The sequence below is a fragment of the Methylobacterium sp. Leaf466 genome, assembly GCF_001425565.1.
Lineage (GTDB): Bacteria > Pseudomonadota > Alphaproteobacteria > Rhizobiales > Beijerinckiaceae > Methylobacterium.
On record NZ_LMRC01000001.1, the window covers coordinates 105,087 to 126,357 of the forward strand.

General features: G+C 69.9%; 20 protein-coding genes. 12 read left to right on the forward strand and 8 right to left on the reverse strand.

Translation table 11 applies throughout. From position 1 onward, the window contains the following. Nucleotides 1–9: 9 nt before the first annotated feature. A complete protein-coding gene (locus ASG59_RS00425; RefSeq protein WP_244475582.1) occupies nucleotides 10–1,308 on the reverse strand; it encodes a c-type cytochrome in 1,299 nt (432 codons plus the stop codon). 138 nt (nucleotides 1,309–1,446) lie between these two features. Continuing rightward, complete coding sequence (locus tag ASG59_RS20845) at nucleotides 1,447–1,587, reverse strand: hypothetical protein (RefSeq protein WP_165700239.1); 141 nt, start codon at nucleotides 1,585–1,587, stop codon at nucleotides 1,447–1,449. Between the two features lie 281 nt (nucleotides 1,588–1,868). Between ASG59_RS20845 and ASG59_RS00430 the strand changes: the two genes are divergently transcribed. The 5 genes from ASG59_RS00430 to ASG59_RS00450 all read left to right on the forward strand — a co-directional run bounded on the left by ASG59_RS00430 (nucleotide 1,869) and on the right by ASG59_RS00450 (nucleotide 7,036). Beyond that, nucleotides 1,869–3,314 carry a saccharopine dehydrogenase NADP-binding domain-containing protein gene (locus tag ASG59_RS00430; RefSeq protein ID WP_056285001.1) on the forward strand — a complete coding sequence of 482 codons (1,446 nt, stop codon included), beginning with the start codon at nucleotides 1,869–1,871 and terminating at the stop codon, nucleotides 3,312–3,314. A gap of 76 nt (nucleotides 3,315–3,390) precedes the next feature. Beyond that, on the forward strand, nucleotides 3,391–3,951 hold the full coding sequence (locus ASG59_RS00435) for a Uma2 family endonuclease (RefSeq protein WP_056406362.1): 561 nt from the start codon (nucleotides 3,391–3,393) through the stop codon (nucleotides 3,949–3,951). A 70-nt stretch (nucleotides 3,952–4,021) separates the two neighbouring features. Then, nucleotides 4,022–4,588 carry a Uma2 family endonuclease gene (locus tag ASG59_RS00440; protein ID WP_056406365.1) on the forward strand — a complete coding sequence of 189 codons (567 nt, stop codon included), beginning with the start codon at nucleotides 4,022–4,024 and terminating at the stop codon, nucleotides 4,586–4,588. Between the two features lie 34 nt (nucleotides 4,589–4,622). Further along, the gene (locus ASG59_RS00445) at nucleotides 4,623–4,964 is read left to right on the forward strand and encodes a hypothetical protein (RefSeq protein ID WP_055883722.1); all 342 of its coding nucleotides are present in this window, start codon (nucleotides 4,623–4,625) and stop codon (nucleotides 4,962–4,964) included. 68 nt (nucleotides 4,965–5,032) lie between these two features. Beyond that, on the forward strand, nucleotides 5,033–7,036 hold the full coding sequence (locus ASG59_RS00450; RefSeq protein WP_056406367.1) for a nucleoside-diphosphate sugar epimerase/dehydratase: 2,004 nt from the start codon (nucleotides 5,033–5,035) through the stop codon (nucleotides 7,034–7,036). A gap of 23 nt (nucleotides 7,037–7,059) precedes the next feature. Here the strand turns inward: ASG59_RS00450 and ASG59_RS00455 are convergent, their stop codons facing one another. The 3 genes from ASG59_RS00455 to ASG59_RS00465 are packed head-to-tail and all read right to left on the reverse strand — an operon-like array spanning nucleotide 7,060 to nucleotide 11,121. Next, nucleotides 7,060–8,004, reverse strand: a complete 945-nt coding sequence (locus ASG59_RS00455; RefSeq protein ID WP_055884654.1) for an NAD-dependent epimerase/dehydratase family protein — start codon at nucleotides 8,002–8,004, stop codon at nucleotides 7,060–7,062. An 11-nt stretch (nucleotides 8,005–8,015) separates the two neighbouring features. After that, on the reverse strand, nucleotides 8,016–9,023 hold the full coding sequence (locus ASG59_RS00460) for a glycosyl transferase (protein ID WP_056406369.1): 1,008 nt from the start codon (nucleotides 9,021–9,023) through the stop codon (nucleotides 8,016–8,018). 34 nt (nucleotides 9,024–9,057) lie between these two features. After that, entirely contained in the window at nucleotides 9,058–11,121 is a 2,064-nt protein-coding gene (locus ASG59_RS00465; RefSeq protein ID WP_056406371.1) for a methylmalonyl-CoA mutase family protein, read from the reverse strand. A gap of 338 nt (nucleotides 11,122–11,459) precedes the next feature. Between ASG59_RS00465 and ccrA the strand changes: the two genes are divergently transcribed. From ccrA to ASG59_RS00495, 6 genes are all read left to right on the forward strand, one after another. Further along, entirely contained in the window at nucleotides 11,460–12,743 is a 1,284-nt protein-coding gene (gene ccrA / locus ASG59_RS00470) for a crotonyl-CoA carboxylase/reductase (RefSeq protein WP_055883733.1), read from the forward strand. Nucleotides 12,744–13,098: 355 nt separating this feature from the next. Continuing rightward, nucleotides 13,099–14,703 carry a flagellar basal-body MS-ring/collar protein FliF gene (gene fliF, locus ASG59_RS00475; protein ID WP_055883736.1) on the forward strand — a complete coding sequence of 535 codons (1,605 nt, stop codon included), beginning with the start codon at nucleotides 13,099–13,101 and terminating at the stop codon, nucleotides 14,701–14,703. A 57-nt stretch (nucleotides 14,704–14,760) separates the two neighbouring features. Beyond that, entirely contained in the window at nucleotides 14,761–15,813 is a 1,053-nt protein-coding gene (gene fliG, locus ASG59_RS00480) for a flagellar motor switch protein FliG (RefSeq protein ID WP_055883739.1), read from the forward strand. Further along, nucleotides 15,810–16,412 carry a FliH/SctL family protein gene (locus ASG59_RS00485; RefSeq protein WP_056406372.1) on the forward strand — a complete coding sequence of 201 codons (603 nt, stop codon included), beginning with the start codon at nucleotides 15,810–15,812 and terminating at the stop codon, nucleotides 16,410–16,412. Before fliG ends, ASG59_RS00485 begins: the two co-directional genes overlap by 4 nt. Before the next feature lie 17 nt (nucleotides 16,413–16,429). Beyond that, nucleotides 16,430–16,777 (forward strand): flagellar motor switch protein FliN, encoded by a 348-nt coding sequence (gene fliN / locus ASG59_RS00490; protein ID WP_055883750.1) that lies wholly within the window; start codon nucleotides 16,430–16,432, stop codon nucleotides 16,775–16,777. Between the two features lie 64 nt (nucleotides 16,778–16,841). After that, nucleotides 16,842–18,206, forward strand: a complete 1,365-nt coding sequence (locus ASG59_RS00495; RefSeq protein ID WP_056406375.1) for a sigma-54 dependent transcriptional regulator — start codon at nucleotides 16,842–16,844, stop codon at nucleotides 18,204–18,206. A 111-nt stretch (nucleotides 18,207–18,317) separates the two neighbouring features. Here ASG59_RS00495 and ASG59_RS00500 read toward each other — a convergent pair whose 3' ends face one another. The 3 genes from ASG59_RS00500 to ASG59_RS20850 all read right to left on the reverse strand — a co-directional run bounded on the left by ASG59_RS00500 (nucleotide 18,318) and on the right by ASG59_RS20850 (nucleotide 20,374). Beyond that, nucleotides 18,318–18,590 (reverse strand): hypothetical protein, encoded by a 273-nt coding sequence (locus ASG59_RS00500; RefSeq protein WP_056406377.1) that lies wholly within the window; start codon nucleotides 18,588–18,590, stop codon nucleotides 18,318–18,320. 90 nt (nucleotides 18,591–18,680) lie between these two features. Next, nucleotides 18,681–19,991 (reverse strand): hypothetical protein, encoded by a 1,311-nt coding sequence (locus tag ASG59_RS00505; protein WP_055883760.1) that lies wholly within the window; start codon nucleotides 19,989–19,991, stop codon nucleotides 18,681–18,683. Nucleotides 19,992–20,203: 212 nt separating this feature from the next. Beyond that, a complete protein-coding gene (locus ASG59_RS20850; RefSeq protein ID WP_165700238.1) occupies nucleotides 20,204–20,374 on the reverse strand; it encodes a hypothetical protein in 171 nt (56 codons plus the stop codon). Between the two features lie 220 nt (nucleotides 20,375–20,594). Here ASG59_RS20850 and leuD point away from each other — a divergent pair, with 220 nt between their 5' ends. Beyond that, nucleotides 20,595–21,197 carry a 3-isopropylmalate dehydratase small subunit gene (gene leuD, locus ASG59_RS00510; protein ID WP_055883764.1) on the forward strand — a complete coding sequence of 201 codons (603 nt, stop codon included), beginning with the start codon at nucleotides 20,595–20,597 and terminating at the stop codon, nucleotides 21,195–21,197. The last annotated feature ends 74 nt before the right edge of the window (nucleotides 21,198–21,271 follow it).

Here is a 21,271-nt window from a genome sequence, read left to right on the forward strand (position 1 = left end):
CCGGAGTGATCAGTTCGCCCGGGTCGCCTTCTCGAGGAAGCGCACCAGCGCCTCGCGGTCGTCCCGGTCGCGGATCGTCTGCTCGGGCATCTTGGTGCCCGGGGTGTAGCGCGAGGGACCGACCTCGAAGAGTTCGGCGATGGTGCGCGCATCCCAGACGATATCGAGGTGCTTGAGCGGTTCGGAGAACCGGTAGCCCGGCGCGCTGGCGATGCGGCGACCGAAGATGCCGCTCAGGGTCGGGCCGGCGCGCGGGCCCTCGTCGGGCGATAGGGTGTGGCAGGCGACGCAGGCGCGAAACACCTCGGCGCCGCGCTCGCCCTTGTAGGCCGCGAGCGCATCGGCCGGGCGGGCCATCGCGAGGGCGCCGATGGGCTCGCCCGTGGCGGCGTTCCAGCGCCGCACCAGCCGGTCGCCGCCGCCGGTGAGCAGTTCGGCCCCGTCCGGCCGGAAGGCCAGCGACCACACCGGCAGGCCGGGTCCGACGAGGTTGAACAGCACCTTTGCCTCCGCCCGCGCGATCATCGCCACGGTGCCCGCCACCGTGGCGGCGGCGATCCGCGTCCCGTCGGGGGAGAGCGCCAGGGCGATGACGGGGTTCGGGGCCAGTTCGGCGCTGGCCCTGACCTGCCCCTCGGCCGATAGGACTCGCACGACGCTGTCTGCACCCGCCGTCACGATCTCACCGTCCGCGGCCACGGCCACGGTGTTGAGCGGCGTGCCCAGGGTGATCACCGCGGGCGGCGCCTCGCCCTCCACCGGCCAGATCCGCAGGGTGCCGTCGTAGCCCGCCGAGACCAGGCGGCCGTCGCCGAGGAAGGCCACCGCGTTGACCGGGCCGGTGTGGCCCGCCAGCGTCCGCACCGCGCCGCCGCCGGTCGAGCGGATCCGGGCGGTGCCGTCCCAGGAGGCGGAGGCGAGGAGGCTCCCGTCGGGCGACAGGGCGAGGCCGGCCACCGGACCCTGGTGGTCGGTGAAGACCGTGACCGGCTCGGGCGATCCGACTTGCCACAGGGCGATGCGACCGTCCTCGCCGCCGGTGAGGAAACGCCCGCCGCCCGCCGCGACCGCGGCGTTGACCGCGCCCTCGTGGACGCGCAGCACCCGTAAGGCCGCACCGGGCTCGATCGCCCAGAGGATCGCCGAGTGGTCGAAGCTGCCGGAGATGGCGAGCCCGCCGTCGGGCGCCACCGCCAGGGCCCGCACCGGCCCGCCGTGGCCCTGCCATTGCGCGCGTGCCGCGAGCGGGCCCGCAGCGAGCAGCAGGACGGCGGCGAGGATCGTCGCCCGCCACGAAGGCGGGAGCACGCGGGGGGCTCGGGACACATCCATCATACGGGATGGTTAAGCAGGTTCGTGCGGGCTGGCCAACGCCTCGGCCGGCGCGGATCTCGATTTGTCGCAGGTCCCGAACGGCGAACCGCCAAGGCCATGCGCGGACCCGGTTCAGGCCGCGTTGTCCCGGTGGCGGCCGAGGCGGCGCTGCCAGGCGTTCACCAGGGCGGCGGCGAGGGTGAGGATGCCCGGATCGCGGTCGAGGACGTCCTCGGCCGGCTGCGGCAGGGTTGTGGCGAGGAAAACCAGCATGGTCGGCTCCTGAAGCGGGGGGTGGTGGAACCCGCTTTGTTGCAGTGCAATATCGGCCCTCGCCCGTCGTCGCCGCAACCGGCCGTTACGCCGGGACGGCCATGCAGGGGCCTCATGCGCCGGCCGCGATTCCGGCGCGATCGACGCCGCCGCTGTTGACCGCTCCGGCCTGCGCCTCCACTGAACCCGTCGCTCATTCGTCATTCCCGCCGGGTAAGCCGGCAAACTCCGGAATCGGGACACTCCCGATTCCAGAGCGAACCAGAAGGATCGTCCGCGCCATGACCGACTCCCCCTCCTCCTGGCCCGTGCACGGGCGCATCAGCGGCCCCATCGTGATGATCGGCTTCGGTTCGATCGGCCGCGGCACGCTCCCGCTGATCGAGCGCCACTTCGAGTACGACAAGGCCCGCTTCACCGTCATCGAGCCCTCCGACGCCCACAAGGCCCTGGCGGACCGGCACGGCCTGCGCTTCGAGCAGGTGGCGCTGACCCGCGAGAACTATCGCGACGTCCTCACCCCGCTCCTCACCGAGGGCGGTGGCCAGGGCTTCTGCGTCAACGTCTCGGTCGACACCTCGTCCCGCGCCATCATGGAACTGTGCCGCGAGCTCGGCTGCCTCTACATCGACACCGTCGCCGAGCCCTGGCCGGGCTTCTACTTCGACAAGTCGAAGAGCCAGGGCGACCGCACCAACTACGCCCTGCGCGAGGACATCCTCGCCGCCCGGGCCGCCGCGCCCGGCGGCACCACGGCCGTTTCCTGCTGCGGGGCCAACCCCGGCATGGTGTCCTGGTTCGTCAAGCAGGGCCTCCTCAACGTGGCGGCCGACCTCGGCCTTTCGGCGCCCGAGCCCAAGACCCGCGCCGAATGGGGCAAGCTCATGCGCGAGGTCGGCGTCAAGGGCATCCACATCGCCGAGCGCGACACCCAGCGCGCCAAGACCCCCAAGCCCCGGGGTGTGTTCGTGAACACCTGGTCGGTGGAGGGCTTCGTCTCCGAGGGCAACCAGCCGGCCGAGCTCGGCTGGGGCACCCACGAGACCTGGCGCCCCGACAACGCCCGCGACCAGGAGAAGGGCTCGCGCTGCGCCATCTACCTGCTGCAGCCCGGCGCCGACACCCGCGTGCGCTCGTGGACCCCCACCGCCCAGGCGCAGTTCGGCTTCCTCGTGACCCACAACGAGGCGGTCTCGATCTCCGACTACTACACGGTGATGGAGGGGAGCCGCGCCGCCTACCGCCCGACCTGTCACTATGCCTATCATCCGGCCGACGACGCCGTGCTGTCGCTGCACGAGATGTTCGGCAAGGCCGCCGCCGTGCAGGAGAAGCACCACATCCTCGACGAGACAGAGATCGTCGACGGCATCGACGAGCTCGGCGTGCTGCTCTACGGCCACGCCAAGAACGCCTACTGGTTCGGCTCGCAGCTCTCCATCGAGGAGACGCGCCGCATCGCGCCCTACCAGAATGCCACCGGCCTTCAGGTGACCTCCGCCGTGCTCGCGGGCATGGTCTGGGCGCTGGAAAACCCGGAGGCGGGCATCGTCGAGGCCGACGAGATGGACTTCCGCCGCTGCCTCGAAGTCCAGATGCCGTATCTCGGCCCGGTCGTGGGCGTGTACACCGACTGGACCCCGCTCACCGGCCGCCCCGGCCTGTTCCCGGAGGACATCGACGAGAGCGACCCCTGGCAGTTCCGCAACGTGCTCGTTCACGGCTGACCGGTACCTCGGCCGTTCGCACCGTGGCGGACGGCCTGGCGGCTGCTACGGTGATCCTCCGAACGGAGGATCAGCCATGGCAGTCGCGGTTCGGCGTGAAACCGGGATGAGTGCCGCCGAGTATCGGACCTGGGTCGCGGACCGCCCGGACGACGAGCGTTGGGAGTTGCTGGACGGAGAGCCCGAGCTGATGTCGCCGCCGAACGCGCGACATCAGCGCATCGTCATGAAGTTGGGCCGGCATCTCGATCGCCTTGCCGAGCGGCGCGGTCGCAATGCGTTGCCCGGCCTCGGCGTCCTCAGCGCGGCGATGGACGATGTCGCGCCGATCCCCGACGTCGTGGTCATCTGCGGGCCGCTGCCGCCGGACGGTTACACCCATGATCCGGTCCTCGTGGCCGAGGTACTGTCCCCGTCGACCATGACCGACGATCTCGGCCGCAACACCGGTTTCCATCGCTCCGTGCAGAGCCTGCGCACCTTTCTGATCGTCTACCAGGACCAGCCCAGGGTCGAACTCTGGAGTCGCGGCGACGGTTGGAGCATGAATGGCCTCGGTCTCGGCGGGGTGATCGAGCTGCCCGAACTCGGCGGTTCGCTGGCCGTCGGCGACATCTACGCGCGCGTGACGTTCTGACGAGGCGGCTGCGGTGTTGCGGCGCTCCGGCGGGGTGCTACCATCGCCGCTTCCATCGGGAGGGCGTGCCATGGCCGTCGCGGCGCGACGCTACACCCATATGACCGTCGCCGAGTTCCGCACCTGGGTCGAGGCCAAGCCCGACTGGGAGCGTTGGGAACTGCTCGACGGCGTGCCGATCTTGATGTCGCCCCCGCGCGAACGGCATCAGGGAATCGTCGCCAATCTAATCGTGGCTCTCTCACCAGTGGCGCGAGACAAGGGCTGCCGCGCCCTGCCCGGCCTCGCCATCCTCAGCGAGGCGATGGACGATTTCGCGCCGATCCCCGACGTGGTGGTGCGATGCGGGCCGCTGCTCCCCGACGGCTATGCGCCCGATCCGCTGCTCGTGGCCGAAGTCCTCTCGCCCTCGACGCTGTCGACCGATCGCGGCCGCAAGGTCGATTTCTACCAGACGGTGGAGACGCTCCGGCACATCCTGATCGTCTATCAGGACGAGGCCCGCATCGAGGTGTTCCGGCGCAGCGGTCCCGGGGAGTGGGACCGGAGGGTGCTCGGCCTCGACGCCGCGATCGACCTGCCCGAACTCGGCGGTGCGGTCGCGGTGCGGGACGTGTACACCGGCATCGTGTTCTGACCCGCCGCCCCGAACGCCCGACCCAGGACCCGCCTTGCCCCATTTCGAAGACGTCAACGCCGACAAGCTGCGCGGCTCCCTCGGCGTCACCGACGCCGAATCGGTTCTCGACCTTCGCGAGACCAACAGGCCCACCGCCGAAGCTTCGCTCAAGGAGATGATCGAGCGCAGCCGCTTTTCGCGCGGCAAGACCGTGGCGATCCGCCTCGCGCCTCCCCCGGAGGGCGGCGGCGAGACCCTGTTCCAACCCGTCGGGCGGATGCTGCTGGAGGCCAAGCGCAAGGGCTTCGTCGACCGTCTCCACCCGCTGCCGGCGGGCGACGGGCTCGGCTTCTACGTGGCGCTGGCCGGCAAGCCGCAGCGGGAGGCCGAGTAGGCGCAGGCGGCGGCGCGCCCGCGTTGACATCGCGCGGGCCCGCGCCGATACCGCCGGCCGGGCGGGCCATGCAGCAGCGCACATACAAACTGGCGGTGATGGTCGCCCACGATCTCGTGGCGACCGCGCTGGCCGTGATCCTCACCTTCGTGTTCCGGTTCGACGGCGCCCTCCTCGCCGAGCGATTGCACGCGCTTCCGCTCCTGCTGCCGCCGTTCGTGCTGTTCGCCGGCTTCGTCTACGCCCGGTTCAGGCTCTACCGCACCAAGTGGCGCTTCGCCTCGCTGCCCGATCTCGCCGGCATCGTGCGGGCCGCCAGCGTCCTGGCCCTGACGCTGCTGGTGCTCGACTACGTGCTCGTCTCCTCGACGATGTACGGGTTCTATTTCTTCGGAAAGATCGCCATTGGGCTGTACTGGGTGCTGCAGGTGTTCCTGCTCGGCGGCATGCGGCTGGCGTTCCGCTACGTCAAATACGCCCGCTCGCGCCAGACCCAGGCCCGCAACGCCTCGACGCCGACACTCCTGCTCGGCCGCGGGTCGGACATCGAGATCGTGCTGAGGGCGATCGAAGCGGGATCGATCCGCCGCCTCGCCCCCAAGGGCATCCTGTCGCCCCGCGCCGACGAAGCCGGCCAGACCATGCGCGGCGTGCCCGTGCTCGGTGGCTTTTCCGACCTCGAAGCGGTCATCGCGGGGCTGGCCGAGCGGGGCACGCCGGTGCGGCGCCTCGTGGCGACCCCGAGCGCCCTGGCGCCGGAATCCGAGCCCGACGACCTCATTGCCCGTGCCCGCCGCCTCGGCCTGCCGCTGTCGCGGGCGACGAGCCTGGGCGACGGGATGCGCGACACCGAACTCGCGCCCCTCGAGATCGAGGACCTGCTGCTGCGCCCGACCGTGTCGATCGACCGGCCGCGGCTCGAGCGCTTCCTGCACGGGTCGCGGGTGATCGTCACCGGCGGCGGCGGGTCGATCGGCGCCGAGATCTGCGCGCGCGCGGTGGCCTTCGGAGCCAGCGCCGTCCTGGTGGTGGAGAGTTCCGAGCCCGCGCTCCACGGCGTCCTCAACCAGCCGGCGCTCCAGGATGCGCAGGCCGAAGTCAGCGGCGCGCTCGCCGACATCCGCGACGGCACGCGCCTGCGCGAGGTCTTCGCGGCGTTCCGGCCCGACTACGTGTTCCACGCGGCCGCGCTCAAGCAGGTGCCCTATCTGGAGCGCGACTGGACCGAGGGCATCAAGACCAACGTCTTCGGCTCGATCAACGTCGCCGAGGCGACCCTGGCCACGGGCGCCCGGGCCATGGTGATGATCTCCACCGACAAGGCGATCGAGCCGGTGTCGCAGCTCGGCGTCACCAAGCGCCTCGCCGAGATGGTGGCGCAGGCCCACGACGCCGAGCAGGCGGCCGGCGGCGCGCGCTGCCCGACCCGGCTGATCGCGGTGCGCTTCGGCAACGTACTGGGCTCTGTCGGCTCGGTGGTGCCGGTGTTCAAGGCGCAGATCGCCCGCGGCGGTCCCGTCACCGTGACCCACCCCGACATGGTGCGCTACTTCATGACGGTGCGCGAGGCCGCAGACCTCGTCCTCACCGCCGCCTCCCACGCCGACCGCGAGGGACGGGCTGCCCCCGATGCCGCCACCGACCAGCGCGCGGCGGTCTACGTCCTCAAGATGGGCCAGCCGGTGCGCATCCGCGATCTCGCCGAGCGCATGATCCGGCTCGCCGGCTTCGAGCCCGGCGAGGACATCGAGATCGCGGTCACCGGCGCAAGGCCCGGCGAGCGCCTCAACGAGATCCTGTTCGCCCGCGAGGAACCCCGCGTCAGCCTCGACGGGATCGACGGCGTGATGGCGGCCAAGCCGATCTTCGCCGACCGTAGGATCCTCGACGGCTGGATCGTCCGTCTTCAGGCGGCGGTGACGGCGGGCGACAGGGCGGCGGCCGAGGCGGTGTTCGAGGAGGCGATCCCGGATTTCCGTCACCGCGTGGCAGCGTCGGCGAGCGTCGACGTGCCGGCTCCCTCCCATGACGCCGCCGCGTCCGTGACCGGGAGCCTCGCCCTCCAGGGCTGATCGAGGAGGCTCGGAGGTCTCGATTATGTGGACGGGCCGTCCGCCTCGGCGGTCGAACGCGCCAAAGCGGCGAGACCGGCGCGACTCGTCGTGCGCGGAACCCAGCCGAGGGCCGACAAGCCGGCCGAATCCGCCACCAGGTCGGAGGCGACCCGGGCGAAGGCCTCGCTGCGCCCGCCGAGGCGGCAGGCGAGTTCCAGCAGCGCCGGCGGGCACGGCAGCAGGCCGGCCCGGCGGCCGAGCCCCTCACGGAACGCCGCGATCATCTCGGGCAGCGTCAGCGGATCGGGCTCGGCCACGACGAGGGATCGGCGCAGGGGAGCCGGCGCGTCCAGGGCCGTCATCACCGCGTCGGACAGGCTCTCCAGCGAGACGAGGGAGCGACGTCCCCCGAGGCTGGCGAGCGGCAGCGGATAGGGCGAGCGCGCCAGTGCCATGAGCGATGCCATGTTGCCCTTCATGCCGGCGCCGTAGACCAGCACCGGGCGCAGGGCGACCCAGTCGATGTCGAGTCGCGACAGCGCCACCTCGGCATCGCGTTTGGACCGGCCGTAGGCGTCGGTGGGAGCCGGTTCGTCGGTGTCGCGCACGACGCCCGGCGCGCTCCACCCGGTCTGGGCCCGGATCGAGGACAGGAACACGAACCGACGCACCCGCGCCCGCGCCGCGGCCTCCCCGAGCCGGCGCGTCGCCTCGGTGTTGGAAGCGCGATAGTCGTCTTCCGGCGCGCCCGACATCGCATGCGCCAGCCCGGCGGAATGGACGACGGCATCGACGCCGGCGAGGGCCGCGGCCATGTTCATCGGCCGGGTGAGGTCGCCGACGACGGCACCGCTCGCCCCGTCCGGCACCGACACCGGCCGGCGCAGCAGCACGCGCACGCGAAAGCCGCGGGCGGACAGGCTGCGCAGGAGATGGCGCCCGATGAAGCCTGTGGCGCCGGTCAGCGCGATCAGCGGTCCGCCCACGCGTTCGGTCCTCATCCCATCTTGGGGCGGGGATGCGAGAAGCCGCGCAGCACCCAGGCGACCGCGCCCGCTCCGAGCGCCAATGCGCCGAGCGTGACGGGCCAGGACGGCCAAAGCAAGGTGAGCCCGGCCAGGGCCGCGAGCCCGAGGTTCAGCAAGAAGACCCGGGTCACCACGCCCATCACCGACAGGCCGTTGACGGTGGCAAGCTGGTAGTAGTGGCTGCGGTGCGCCTCCCACACCCGTTCGCCGCGGGCCGCCCTGCGGACCAGGGTGATCGTCGCATCCGCCAGATAATAGAGCGGCAGGAGGATCGCTGAGGCGAGGCCGCCATCAAGGGCGAGGCGGTAGAGCAGCCAGGCGACGGCGAGTCCGATCGGCAGCGAGCCGACATCGCCGAGGAAGAGCCGCGCCACCGGGCGGTTGAAGGGCGCGAAGCCCAGGAGCGCCCCGAGTAGGGACGCCGCCACGAGCACCGGAAGCGGATCGAGGCCGCCGGCCAGGCCGAGGAGGGCGAGCGCCGCGCACAGCGGCACCATCTCGGCCACCGTCATCCAGTCGACCCCGTCCATGAAGTTGGTAAGGTTCACGAACCAGAGCCCGGCGAGGACGGCGAGCCCCCGCTCGAGCGGCAGCGGGATCGCGGGCAGGAGCCGTCCGCCCACCGCGGCGACCAGCCCGGCGACCACGAGGCCCTGTAGGACGAGCCGCAAAGAGGCCGGCAGCGGCCGGATGTCGTCCACGGCGCCGACGATGGCGAGGGCGGTGGCGGCGAGGCCGAGGACGACGACCTCGATGACCGCCAGGTCGTCGGCCTGCCCGGCGACCAGGAGACCCGTCGCCGCGATGGCCGCGACGACCACCGCGATGCCGCCGCCCTGGGGCGTCGGCACACTGTGGCTCGAGCGCGCGTTCGGCCGGGCCAGGGCATAGCGAACGAGGAGGGGACGCAGGGCGATCACGAGCCCGGCGCTCAACCCGGCGGCAAGGGGAATGGCGACGAGGGGCGCGAAGGTCATCGGGACAGGCAGGCCGTGTCGCGCCGGGCGGCCCTCAGAACACCTTCTCGGCGCCGTCGCGCGGCGCGGACCCCGCCACGCCGGCCGCCGCGTCCGCCCGTTCGGCGGCCTGCTTGTCCAGCGCGCGCCCGACGACCTTGGCGATGCCGATCATGATCGTGTCGAGGATGTAGTCCTTGGGCGTGTAGACGGCGGTCACGCCCATGTTCTTGAGCACGAGTTCGTCGTCGGGCGAGATGATGCCGCCCACCACCAGCGGCACGTGGTCGAGGCCGGCCTCCCGCATCTTCGCCTTGACGTCGCGCACCAGGGGCACGTGGCTGCCCGACAGGATCGACAGGCCGACCACATGGGCGCCGGTCTCGCGCGCCTTGGCCACGATCTCCGCCGGGGTCTGGCGGATGCCGTCGTAGGTCACGTCGAAGCCCACGTCGCGGGCGCGCAGCGCGATCTGCTCGGCGCCGTTGGAATGGCCGTCGAGCCCGGGCTTGCCCACCACCATCCGCGGCTGCTCGCCGAGCCGATCACCGAGGTCGGCGATGAGGAGCTTGGCCTCCTCGGCCGCGCCCGACGACACCGTCTCCAGCGTGACGCCGGTGGGTGCGCGGTACTCGCCGAAGACCTCGCGCAGGCGCCCGCCCCACTCGCCGGTGGTGACCCCCGCCTTCGCGGCTGCGATGGAGACCGGCATGATGTTGGCACCCGAGCGCGCCGCCGCCTCGAGCTCGTCGAGGGCCTTGTCCACCGCCTTCTGGTCGCGCTTGGCCCGCCAAGCGCGGATGCCCTGCTCGGCCTCCATCTCCACGGTCTCGGAGACCGTGAAGATCGCCCCCTCCCCGGCCGTGAGGGGGGAGGGCTCGCCGGCCTGGAACTTGTTGACGCCGACCACGATCTGGTCGCCGGCCTCGATGGCCGAGATGCGCTTGGCGTTGGATTCCACCAGCGCCCGCTTGAGGGCCCCGGTCTCCACCGCCGCCACGGCACCGCCGATGCCGCCGATCTGCTCCAGCGCCGCGCGGGTCTGCGCCTTGAGGTCCTCGACCTTGGCGTCGATGACCTTGGAGCCGTCGAAGATGTCGTCGTATTCGAGGAGGTCGGTCTCGAAGGCGAGGATCTGCTGCATGCGCATGGACCACTGCTGGTCCCACGGGCGCGGCAGGCCCAGGGCCTCGTTCCAGGCCGGCAGCTGCACGGCCCGCGCACGGGCGCGCTTGGAGAGCGTCACGGCCAGCATCTCGATGAGGATGCGGTGGACGTTGTTCTCGGGCTGCTGCTCCGTGAGGCCGAGCGAATTCACCTGGACGCCGTAGCGAAAGATGCGCTTCTTCGGATCGGTAATGCCGTAGCGCCCCTGGGCGATCTCGTCCCAGAGTTCGGAGAACGCCCGCATCTTGCAGATCTCGGTGACGAACCGCATGCCCGCGTTCACGAAGAACGAGATGCGGCTGAACACGTCGGCGAAGCTCGCCTCGTCGAAATCGGGGTCGTCGCGCACGGTGTCGAGCACCGCGATGGCGATGGCCAGCGCGTAGGACAGCTCCTGGACCGGCGTCGCCCCCGCCTCCTGCAGGTGGTAGGAGCAGACGTTCATCGGGTTCCACTTCGGCACTTCCTTGGTCGTGAACAGGATCACGTCCTTGGTCAGCCGAAGGGAGGGTGCCGGCGGGAATACGTAGGTGCCGCGCGACAGGTATTCCTTGATGATGTCGTTCTGCGTCGTCCCCTGCAGCCCGCTGAGCGGCACGCCCTGCTCCTCGGCCACCGCGAGGTAGAGCGACAGCAGCCACGGCGCCGTGGCGTTGATCGTCATCGAGGTGTTCATCTGGCTGAGCGGGATGTCGGCGAACAGGGTCCGCATGTCGCCCAGGTGCGCGATCGAGACGCCGACCTTGCCGACTTCGCCGCGGGCGAGTTCGTGGTCCGGGTCGTAGCCGGTCTGGGTCGGCAGGTCGAAGGCCACCGAGAGGCCGGTCTGGCCCTTGGCGAGGTTGCCCCGGTAGAGCGCGTTCGATTCCTTGGCGTTGGAGTGCCCGGCATAGGTCCGGATGATCCAGGGTTTGTCGCGCTTGACCTCGGCGATGGTCGCGTTCGCGCTCATTCCACGTGGCTCCGTCTCTTGTCGTTCGGCGCGGCCCGTGCCGCTTTCTGAGCGGCACCCTAGCCAAGCCGCGGGCGCCCGTCATCTGCCGGTGGGTGAAACCGGGGAGGCGACGCGGCGCGAGCATCTGAAAAATTGTTCACGCCACCATGAAGCGATTTGAAACCGATCGGTCGTTGCAAGGCGGGGAACGCCATTAATACTGCATACCAGGCCCTTCGGGACGTCTGAGGCCGCGTTTTACCTGGGATGGGACCGCTTCCGAGCGTTTTGGGGGCCTTGGAGCGGCTACGGTTCGCCGATATAGGGGCGGCAGAGAACAATCAGGGAGAGCCAGGATGTCGGCAGGGGCGCAGGTGAAACAGGGCGAGGTCAAGGACCTCTACGAGCTCGGCGAGATCCCGCCGCTCGGGCACGTGCCGGCCAAGATGTACGCCTGGGCGATCCGACGCGAGCGCCACGGGCCTCCGGAGGAGTCGTTCCAGGTCGAGGTCCTGCCGGTCTGGGACATCGGCGACGACGAGGTGCTGGTCTACGTCATGGCCGCGGGCATCAACTACAACGGCGTCTGGGCCGGCCTCGGCGAGCCGATCTCGCCCTTCGACGTCCACAAGACGGAGTACCACATCGCGGGGTCCGACGCCTCGGGCATCGTCTGGGCGGTGGGCTCCAAGGTCAAGCGCTGGAAGGTCGGCGACGAGGTCATCATCCACTGCAACCAGGACGACGGCGACGACGAGGAGTGCAACGGCGGCGACCCGATGTTCTCGCCCTCGCAGCGGATCTGGGGCTACGAGACCGGGGACGGCTCCTTCGCGCAGTTCTGCCGGGTGCAGTCGCGCCAGCTCATGAAGCGGCCCCAGCACCTGACCTGGGAGGAAGGCGCCTGCTACACGCTCACCCTCGCCACCGCCTACCGCATGCTGTTCGGCCACGCGCCCCACACCGTCCGGCCTGGCCAGAACGTGCTCATCTGGGGCGCTTCCGGCGGCCTCGGCGTGTTCGGCGTGCAGCTCTGCGCGGCCAGCGGAGCCAACGCCATCGCGGTGATCTCGGACGAGTCGAAGCGCGACTACGTCATGAGCCTGGGTGCCAAGGGCGTCATCAACCGCAAGGACTTCGACTGCTGGGGCCAGCTGCCCAAGGTGAACAGCCCCGAGTTCCACGCCTGGACCAAGGAAGCGCGCAAGTTCGGCAAGGCGATCTGGGACATCACCGGCAAGGGCAACGACGTCGACATCGTGTTCGAGCACCCGGGCGAGGCGACCTTCCCGGTCTCGGCCCTCGTGGTGAAGCGCGGTGGCATGGTGGTGTTCTGCGCCGGCACCACCGGCTTCAACATCACGTTCGACGCCCGCTACGTCTGGATGCGCCAGAAGCGCATCCAGGGGTCGCATTTCGCACACCTCAAGCAGGCCTCGGCGGCCAACCAGTTCGTGCTCGACCAGCGCATCGACCCGTGCATGAGCGAGGTGTTCCCGTGGGACAAGATTCCCCACGCCCACACCAAGATGTGGAAGAACCAGCACCCGCCGGGCAACATGGCCTGCCTAGTCAACGCGCCGCGCGCCGGCCTGCGCACCCTCGAGGACGTGATCGAGGCAGGCCCGCTCAAGCGCTGAGCGGGTCGAACGGCGCATCGCCTACCGAGGCCTTCGACCATACGGTCGGAGGCCTTTTTGCTGCGACCCGGCGGGAGGTGGCGCCGAGCCGAGATCCGGGATGCGGGCCGGCGCTCCTCGCCTGCGCCTAACGGCCTCGTGGGGAGCGTGACCTGCGGGCAACCAAGGGGCCGTCCTGCGGCAGGTCCGCTCTTTTCGGGTTCGGCCGAACCGCCGGGCAACCGTATCGGCCGATTTCGCGGCCGCCCGGCCGCGATCCGGCCATTCGTTAACCACACGCTAACCACGGCCTGGGCAAATTTTGCCGAGCCGGGCGGGTGAGCCGCCAGGCTCGGACGGGTGGGTTGGTCGCGTCGTGAAATCGGTCCTCGAACTGGTGACCAAGCTGGGGCCGGCGCGCCTCGCCGCCATGGCGGCCGTCACCCTGACGCTGGTCGGGTTCTTCGCCTTCGTGATCCTGCGGGTCTCCAAGCCCGACATGGGCGTCCTGTTCGCCGACCTCTCGATGCAGGATTCCAGCGCCGTCATCCGCGACCTCGACACGCGCGGCATCCGCTACGAGACCAAGGGCGATGCCGGGCAGACGATCATGGCCCCGCGCGCCGACCTGCCGCGCCTGCGCATGGATCTCGCCGGCAAGGGCCTGCCGAGCGCCACCGGCGTCGGCTACGAGATCTTCGACAAGGGCGATGCCTTCTCGTCCACCAACTTCGTCCAGAACGTGAACCATCTGCGCGCGCTCGAAGGGGAGCTGTCGCGCTCGATCCGCGCCATCGGCCGGGTCCAGGCCGCCCGCGTCCACCTCGTCATGCCCGAGCGGCGCCTGTTCGAGCGCGACCGGGAAGCCCCGAGCGCGTCGATCATCCTGAAGCTGATGGGCGACCTCGACGCCTCTCAGGTGCGGGCGATCCGGCACCTGGCGGCTTCCGCCGTGGAGGGGCTCAAGCCCGAGCGCATCTCCATCGTCGACGAGCGCGGACGCCTGCTGGCCGATGGCGCCCGTGGCGCCGAGGCCGAGACCGGTGCCGGCATGGAGGAGAAGCAGACCGGGATCGAGCGCCGCCTGCGCTCGCAGATCGAGGAGATCGTGGCGGGCATCGTCGGCCAGGGCCGCGCCCGCATCCAGGTGAACGCCCAGCTCGATACCCAGCGCATCGAGAGCCGCTCGGAGACCTTCGATCCCGAGAGCCGGGTGGTGCGCTCCACCCAGACCCGCAGCGAGACCTCGCAGACCAGCGCCGCCGAGGGCGCCACCACCGTGGGCAACGAGCTGCCCGGGGCCGAGAAGCCCGGCGCGGTGCCGGGGCCCAGGGACGCCTCCAACAAGAACGAGGAGACCACCAACTACGAGATCTCGCGCGTCACCAAGACCGAGCTCCTGGAAGGCGGCCGCATCAAGCGCCTTTCGGTGGCCGTCGTGGTGGACGGCGCCTACGTGCCCGGTGCCGACGGCAGGCCGAGCTACCAGCCGCGGCCGGCAGCCGAGATGGACCGCATCGCCGCCCTGGTGCGGTCGGCGATCGGCTTCGACAAGGGCCGCGGCGACCAGGTCGAGGTGGTCAACCTGCGCTTTGCCGAGACGCCGGCCACGCCCGAGTTCATCGAGCCCTCCCTGGTGCAGTCGTTCCTCTCCCCCACGAAGGAAGACGTGCTGCGCATCGTCGAGCTCGCCGTGCTCGCCATGCTCACCCTGGTGGTTCTCCTGGCCGTGGTGCGGCCGCTGGTGCGCCGGGTTCTGACCCCGGAACCCCTGCCGGCCCGCCTCGTGCTCGCTGGCGGCCTTCCCGGCCCCGAGGGCGAAGCGATGGTCTCGCGCGAGAACAAGACCGCGCAGCTCGTCGATTTCGCCCAGCTCAACGGCAAGGTCCAGGCCGAGACCGTCCAGCGGGTGGTCGACATGGTGCGTGCCAGCCCCGGCGAGACCGTCGAGGTCATCCGCAACTGGATTCAGGAGAATTGAACGCGGTGGTGCCCACTCTGTCGACGATGTCCGTCATGAGTTCCTGGAGTTGATGGTATGGCCTCGGGTTTGAACGTCGCCAAGGAACTCGCCCAGCTCGGCGGCGACGGCTTTGCCAACATGCCCGGCGCCCAGCGCGCCGCGGCACTCCTGCTGCTGCTCGGCGACACCGAAGGCGCGCCGATCTGGCAGATGCTGGAGGAGGACGAGATCAAGAAGGTCTCGCACGCCATGGTCCAGCTCGGCTCCCTCGAGGCCGAGACGGTGGAGAAGCTCATCGTCGACTTCGTGTCGCGGCTGTCCTCGGGCGGCGGCATCACTTCGAACTTCGAGCGGACCGAGTCGCTCCTGCTCAAGATCTTCCCGCAGGACCAGGTCTCCTCGATCATGGCGGAGATCAAGGGCGCCAGCGCCAAGCGGGTCTGGGGCAGCATCACCCAGATCGATCCCGAGATCCTGGCCTCGTTCCTGCGCAACGAATACCCCCAGACCGTGGCCGTCGTGCTCTCGAAGGTCCGGGCGGAATACGCCGCCAAGGTGCTCACCATCCTGCCGGAGGACTTCGCCATCGACGTCCTCAACCGCATGCTGCGGATGGAGACGGTGCAGAAGGAGGCGCTGCGCCACATCGAGGAGACGCTGCGGGTGGAGTTCGTCTCCACCATCGCCCAGACCACCCGGCGCGACGCCCACGAACTCATGGCCGACGTCTTCAACGCCTTCGACCGCCAGACCGAAGGACGGTTCCTCTCGGCCCTCGACCAGGCGAACCGGGGGGCGGCCAAGAAGATTCGCCAGCTCATGTTCACCTTCGAGGATCTGCTCAAGCTCGATCCGGGCAGCGTCCAGACGCTGCTGCGCAAGGTCGACAACGACACCCTCTGCCGCGCCCTCAAGGGCGCCGACGAGCGCGTGCGCAGCTTCTTCCTCGGCAACATGTCCACCCGCGCGGCCAAGAACATCACCGACGAGATGGGCTCCCTCGGTCCCATCCGCCTCAAGGACGTCGACGAGGCGCAGGCCAAGATGACCGAGCTCGCCAAGGAGCTGGCCGAGAAGGGCGAGATCATGATCGCCAAGTCGAGCGGCGAAGAGGAGCTGGTCTATTGAACGCCCATCGCTTCCTGTTCGACAACGACTTCCGCCGGCCCGACAGCGGCGCCGCCGCCGAGAAGGAGGCCGCCGCCCTGGCGCAGGCCGTGGCGCAGGCCCATGCCCGCGGCGTTCAGGAGGGGCGCGCCCAGGCCGAGCGGCAGGCGCAGGCGCGGATGGCCGACGCCCTCACCCGCCTCGGCCTCGCCGCCGCCGGGCTGCTCGGCCAAGCCGATGCCCGCGACGCCGAGCGCGAGGCCGAGGCGATCGCCTTCGCCATGGCGCTGGCGCGCAAGATCGCCGGCGACGCCCTCGATTCCCAGCCGCTCGAGGCGATCGCCGATGCGGCCCGCGCCGCGCTCCAGCACCTGCGCGGCGTTCCCCACCTCGTGGTGCGGGTCCACGACAGCCTGCTCGACGAGGCCGAGGCCCTGGTGAAGCGCCTCGCGCGCGAGCGCGGCTTCGAGGGCCGGCTCGTCGTCCTCGGCGAGCCGCACATGGCACCCGGCGACGCCCGCATGGAATGGGCCGACGGCGGCGTGGTGCGCGATCGCGCCCGCATCGAAGCCGCCGTCCTCGAATCCCTCGGCCAGCCCAGCCCCTCCCCTCCCCTCTGACACACCCGCGAGCCCCCATGTCCGCCGACGATTTCAGCCTGCCCCAGCTCAATGGCGGCGACGCCTCCTTCGACGGTCTCGGCACCGAGTCGATCCGCGACGCGCCCACCACGCCCAAGAGCGCTTCGGACCTGGAGCAGGTCTTCGACGTGCCCGTGGTGGTCTCGGCGGTGCTGGGGTCCTCGCGGATGCCGATCGGCGACCTCCTGCGGCTCCAGCCCGGCGCCGTGCTCGAACTCGACCGCAAGGTCGGCGAGGCCATCGACATCTTCGTGAACAACCGCCTCGTCGCCCGCGGCGAGGTCGTGCTGGTCGAGGAGCGCCTGGGCGTCACCATGACCGAGATCATCAAGAGCGACGACTGACCGCTCGACGCTCCGACCATCGCGTAGACGGCCGCTCCAGGCCCTCGACCAAGGATAGACCGCCATGCGGCTTCTGATCATCGGACGGCTCAACGGCGAGCTCGTCACCGCCTCCAAGATCGCCATGAACCGGGGCGCGGCGGTGACTCACGCCGACGGCATCGAGCAGGGGCTGGCGGTGCTGCGCGCCAAGGGCGCCGACCTCGTGATGATCGACGTCTCCTTGAGCATCCGCGACCTCGTGGCGGCACTCGCCGACGAGCGCATCCGCACGCCGGTCGTCGCCTGCGGCGTCGCCACGGACGCCAAGGCGGCGGTGGCGGCGATCCAGGCCGGCGCCAAAGAGTACATCCCCCTCCCCCCCGACCCCGAACTGATCGTGGCGGTGCTGCAGGCCGTCTCCGAGGACGGCCGCGCCTTCGTCTGGCGCGACGCCTCGATGGAGAAGGTGGTGCGCCTCGCCGAGCAGGTCGCCCGCTCGGAGGCCTCGGTGCTCATCACCGGCGAGAGCGGCACCGGCAAGGAGGTGCTGGCCCGCCACGTCCACCAGACCTCGAACCGGCGCGCGCGCCCCTTCGTGTCGGTCAACTGCGCCGCGATCCCCGAGGCGCTGCTCGAATCCGAGCTGTTCGGCCACGAGAAGGGCGCCTTCACCGGCGCCGTCGCCCGCCGGATCGGCCGGTTCGAGGAGGCCCACGGCGGCACCCTCCTCCTCGACGAGATCTCGGAGATGGACGTGCGGCTGCAATCCAAGCTGCTGCGCGCCCTGCAGGAGCGGGTGATCGACCGCGTCGGCGGCTCGGCCCCGGTCAAGGTCGACATCCGGGTGCTCGCCACCTCGAACCGCAACCTCCTCGACGAGGTCAGGAAGGGCACCTTTCGCGAGGACCTGTTCTACCGGCTCAACGTCGTGCACCTGCGCCTGCCGCCGCTGCGCGAGCGCCCGGCCGACATCCTCGAGCTCGCGGGCCATTTTGCCCGCAAGTACGCGGAGGTGAACGGCCTGCCGGTGCGGCCCCTGAGCCGCGAGGCGCAAGGACTCGTCCGGGAGAACCCGTGGCGGGGCAACGTGCGCGAACTCGAGAACACCCTGCACCGGGCGGTCCTGCTCGCCAGCGGGTCCGAGATCGGACCCGACGCCATCCTCACGCCGGAGGGGGAATCCCTCGCCGCGGCCCCGATCGGTCCGGTGGAACGCGCCGCCCAGGTGGCGGAGGCCGCCACCCGCGGCCTCGTCGGGCGCACGGTGGCGCAGGTCGAATGCGAGCTCATCCTCGATACCCTCGACCATTGCCTGGGCAACCGCACCCATGCGGCCAAGATCCTCGGGATCTCGATCCGGACCCTGCGCAACAAGCTCAACGAATACGGCGACGCCGGCCTTCCCGTCGCCGAGCCGGGCGGAGTGCGCATGGCAGCCTACGGCTGAGGGCACGTACTCCGCCCACGGGTTGGAGACCGTCTGCGGCAAACGCGACGCCGATCCCGCCCCGGGGTCGCGCCACGCCGTCAGGGAGAGAGGCGACCCGCAGGTCGCGGCTCAGAGCCCCGCGTCGTTGCTCGCGTTCTGTGCCGCGAAGGCGCGCTCCAGCTTCTGCATCGAGAGAATCTTGCCGATGTCGGCCTCCACGTCGCGGATGGTTTCCTCGACGAGGTGCTGTTGCAGCGCGGTCCGCGGATCGGCCGGGTCGAGCCCCTCCCGCTCCTGGAGGCGCAGGAGCGCTTGCTTGACGACGCGGTAGACGTCGTCGCGCTCCTCGCGCGACATCGACGGGTTGACCGCACGGGCGACGAGATCGGCGAAATCGGACATGGCCGGCGGTGGGCTCCCCTCGCGTCGCGATCGGAGCGGTGGCTGCTCCGATGCCGCGGTGACACATGAGTCTCGGCTTCGACCAAACCCCTAGAGGCGCTGGTCCTTGAGGCCGCCGATGATGAGGGCGCACGACGACCACACCACCAGGAAGCAGAAGAACGCGACGATCACCGTGTAGGGCCGGCGGGGATAGAGCGAGGCGTCGGGCAGCGACGGCTCCACGAAGGTCGCCAGGAAGACGTGCTGCTTGCTCGCCTCGACCCGGGCCTTGTCGAGGATGAAGTTGGCCGATTCGTTGAGTTTTTCCGCGATGGTGCGCTCGACCATGAGCCCTTCGTATTCCAGGAGGGCCTGGGTCATGTTGGTGGATGCGCCGGCGGTGAGGCCGTCGGTGGTGAGCTGTTCCTGCAGCTGGCGGATCTGCTGGTCGATGGCGGTGATGGTCGCGGCCAGGGTCTGGATGCTCCGCGATTTCTCGTCGAGGTTCGATCCGCGCAGGACCTGAATGTCGGATTCCGCCTTCAGCTTGTCGCGGCGCAGGGACAGCAGGGTGGTCGCCGTCGCCTCGGCGGACTTGACCGGATCGATGATTCCCCAGCGGTTCCTGAACTCCTGGAGGCCGATGTAGGCCTTGCGCAGCCGCGCCTGGACCTTGCCGGTCTCGATCTCGGCCTGCTTGAGCATGTCGGCCTGGGCACGCTGGGAGATGTCGTTGATCAGCTGCTCGGAGCGAGTGAGCACCGCCTTCGAGATGGTGAGCGCGTCCTGGGGCGTGAAGGCGCGCACCGTCAGGGTGATGACGCCCGAGATCACGTCGATATGCGCCGCCACCTGCCGGTTCCAGTAACGGGTCAGGTATTCGATCGCCGAATACCCCCAGTAGCGGGCCCAGAAATCCGCCTCGGGCCGCGAGTACAGCTGCGAGAGGGAGAGCGACTTCTCCAGCTGTTCCACCAAATTCTGGCTGCCGATGAAGTCCTTGACGATGAAGCTGTCCTGGCTGTTGTGCTTCTTGATCAGGGTCGTGAACTCGCCCAGCGCGACGTCACCCATCGGCTCGACGTTGCCACGAATGGCGAAGCGCGCCTCGGCGACGTACTGGTCGGACGCGATCGCGAAGAGATAGAGCGCGATGATGGCGGTGGGCAGGAGCACGAACAGCCCGAACTGCTTGAGCAGCGAGCGTCCGATGTTGACCGGTTTGGTCGACGGCTCCGGCAGGCGCGGGATCCGCGACCAGTCGAGGCGGTCGCGTGCCCTGCGCAGCAGCGCCGGCAGCCGACGATCGACGATCGGGGTCACCACCTGCGCGTCACGCTGCAGGTCGGGCCTCCGCTCGCTCTCGATGTCGACGACTTGGCGGACCCGCTCGTCCTGCTTGACCTCGTCCAGACTCATCGCTTGGCTTTCCTGACGCTCCCGCGGGACGCGACGATCCCTCTCTCGGTCTCCACTCGGATCCTCGGACGAGGACGGAACGGCAGGGTGACCGGGGCGGGGCTTCCTCACGGCAAGGACGACGGAATGGTCGCGGCGCCGTCGTTGCCGCCCTCGTCAAGTCCGGTGTCATTCGGCCGTTTTTGTGGCGCCCGCTCTCGGACGCCCTTGGCTCACCGGCCGCGGTCGGAGGCCGGCAGGTGTTTGGCGTAATCCTCGCGGGCCTCCCGCTCCTTGATGAGGTCGGCATAGGCCTGGCGCATCTCGGGCGACACGGACACGACCCGCGTCTTCTCCTTCTTGCGCTTGGGCGCCTTCTTGAACTGGCTGCTGCTGTCGGTCATCGCATCCCCCTGCGTTTGGCTGCGCGGCACCGACCATAGGGCTTGGCGACGACGACGGCGAGACGGCGCCTGCGCTTGCCGCCCGGCTCCGTCTCCCGCACTTCGATAAAAGCGCCGCCACGGGGTCGGATCGCAAAACCCCTGGGCTCTTTTACGGAACCCGCTTAGAACCCGCCGCACCCGGGAGCCCGGACGGCTCTTCCGATGGCGCGAGCGACCGATGGACAAGTTTACCACGCTGGAGGGTGTCGCGGCACCCATGCGGATCATCAACGTCGATACCGACCGGATCATCCCCAAGCAGTATCTCAAGACGATCAAGCGCACCGGGCTCGGCAAGGGCCTGTTCTCCGAGATGCGCTATCGCGACGACGGCTCCGAGAATCCCGACTTCGTCCTCAACCAGCCGGCCTACCGGAACGCCAAGATCCTCGTCGTCGGCGACAATTTCGGCTGCGGCTCGTCCCGCGAGCACGCGCCGTGGGCGTTGACCGACTTCGGTATCCGCTGCGTGATCTCCACGAGCTTTGCCGACATCTTCTTCAACAACTGCGCCAAGAACGGCATCTTGGCGATCGTGGTCTCGCCCGAAGACCTGGAAAAGCTGTTCGAGGATGCCGAGCGCGGCGCCAACGCCACCCTGTCTGTGGATCTGGAGGCTCAGACCATTAAGGGACCGGACGGCGGAACCCTGCGTTTCGACATCGACCCGGGCCGCAAGGAGAGCCTCCTCAACGGCCTCGACGAGATCGGGCTGACGCTCAAGCGGGCCCCGGCCATCGATGCCTACGAGGAAACGATCGCCGCCCGCGGCTGGGCGTGAGATCGGTCGTGCTCACGGTTCGTTTACCATGGGCACGCCTTAACGGTGGGCAGACCCGCATCCGCTCCGGAGAC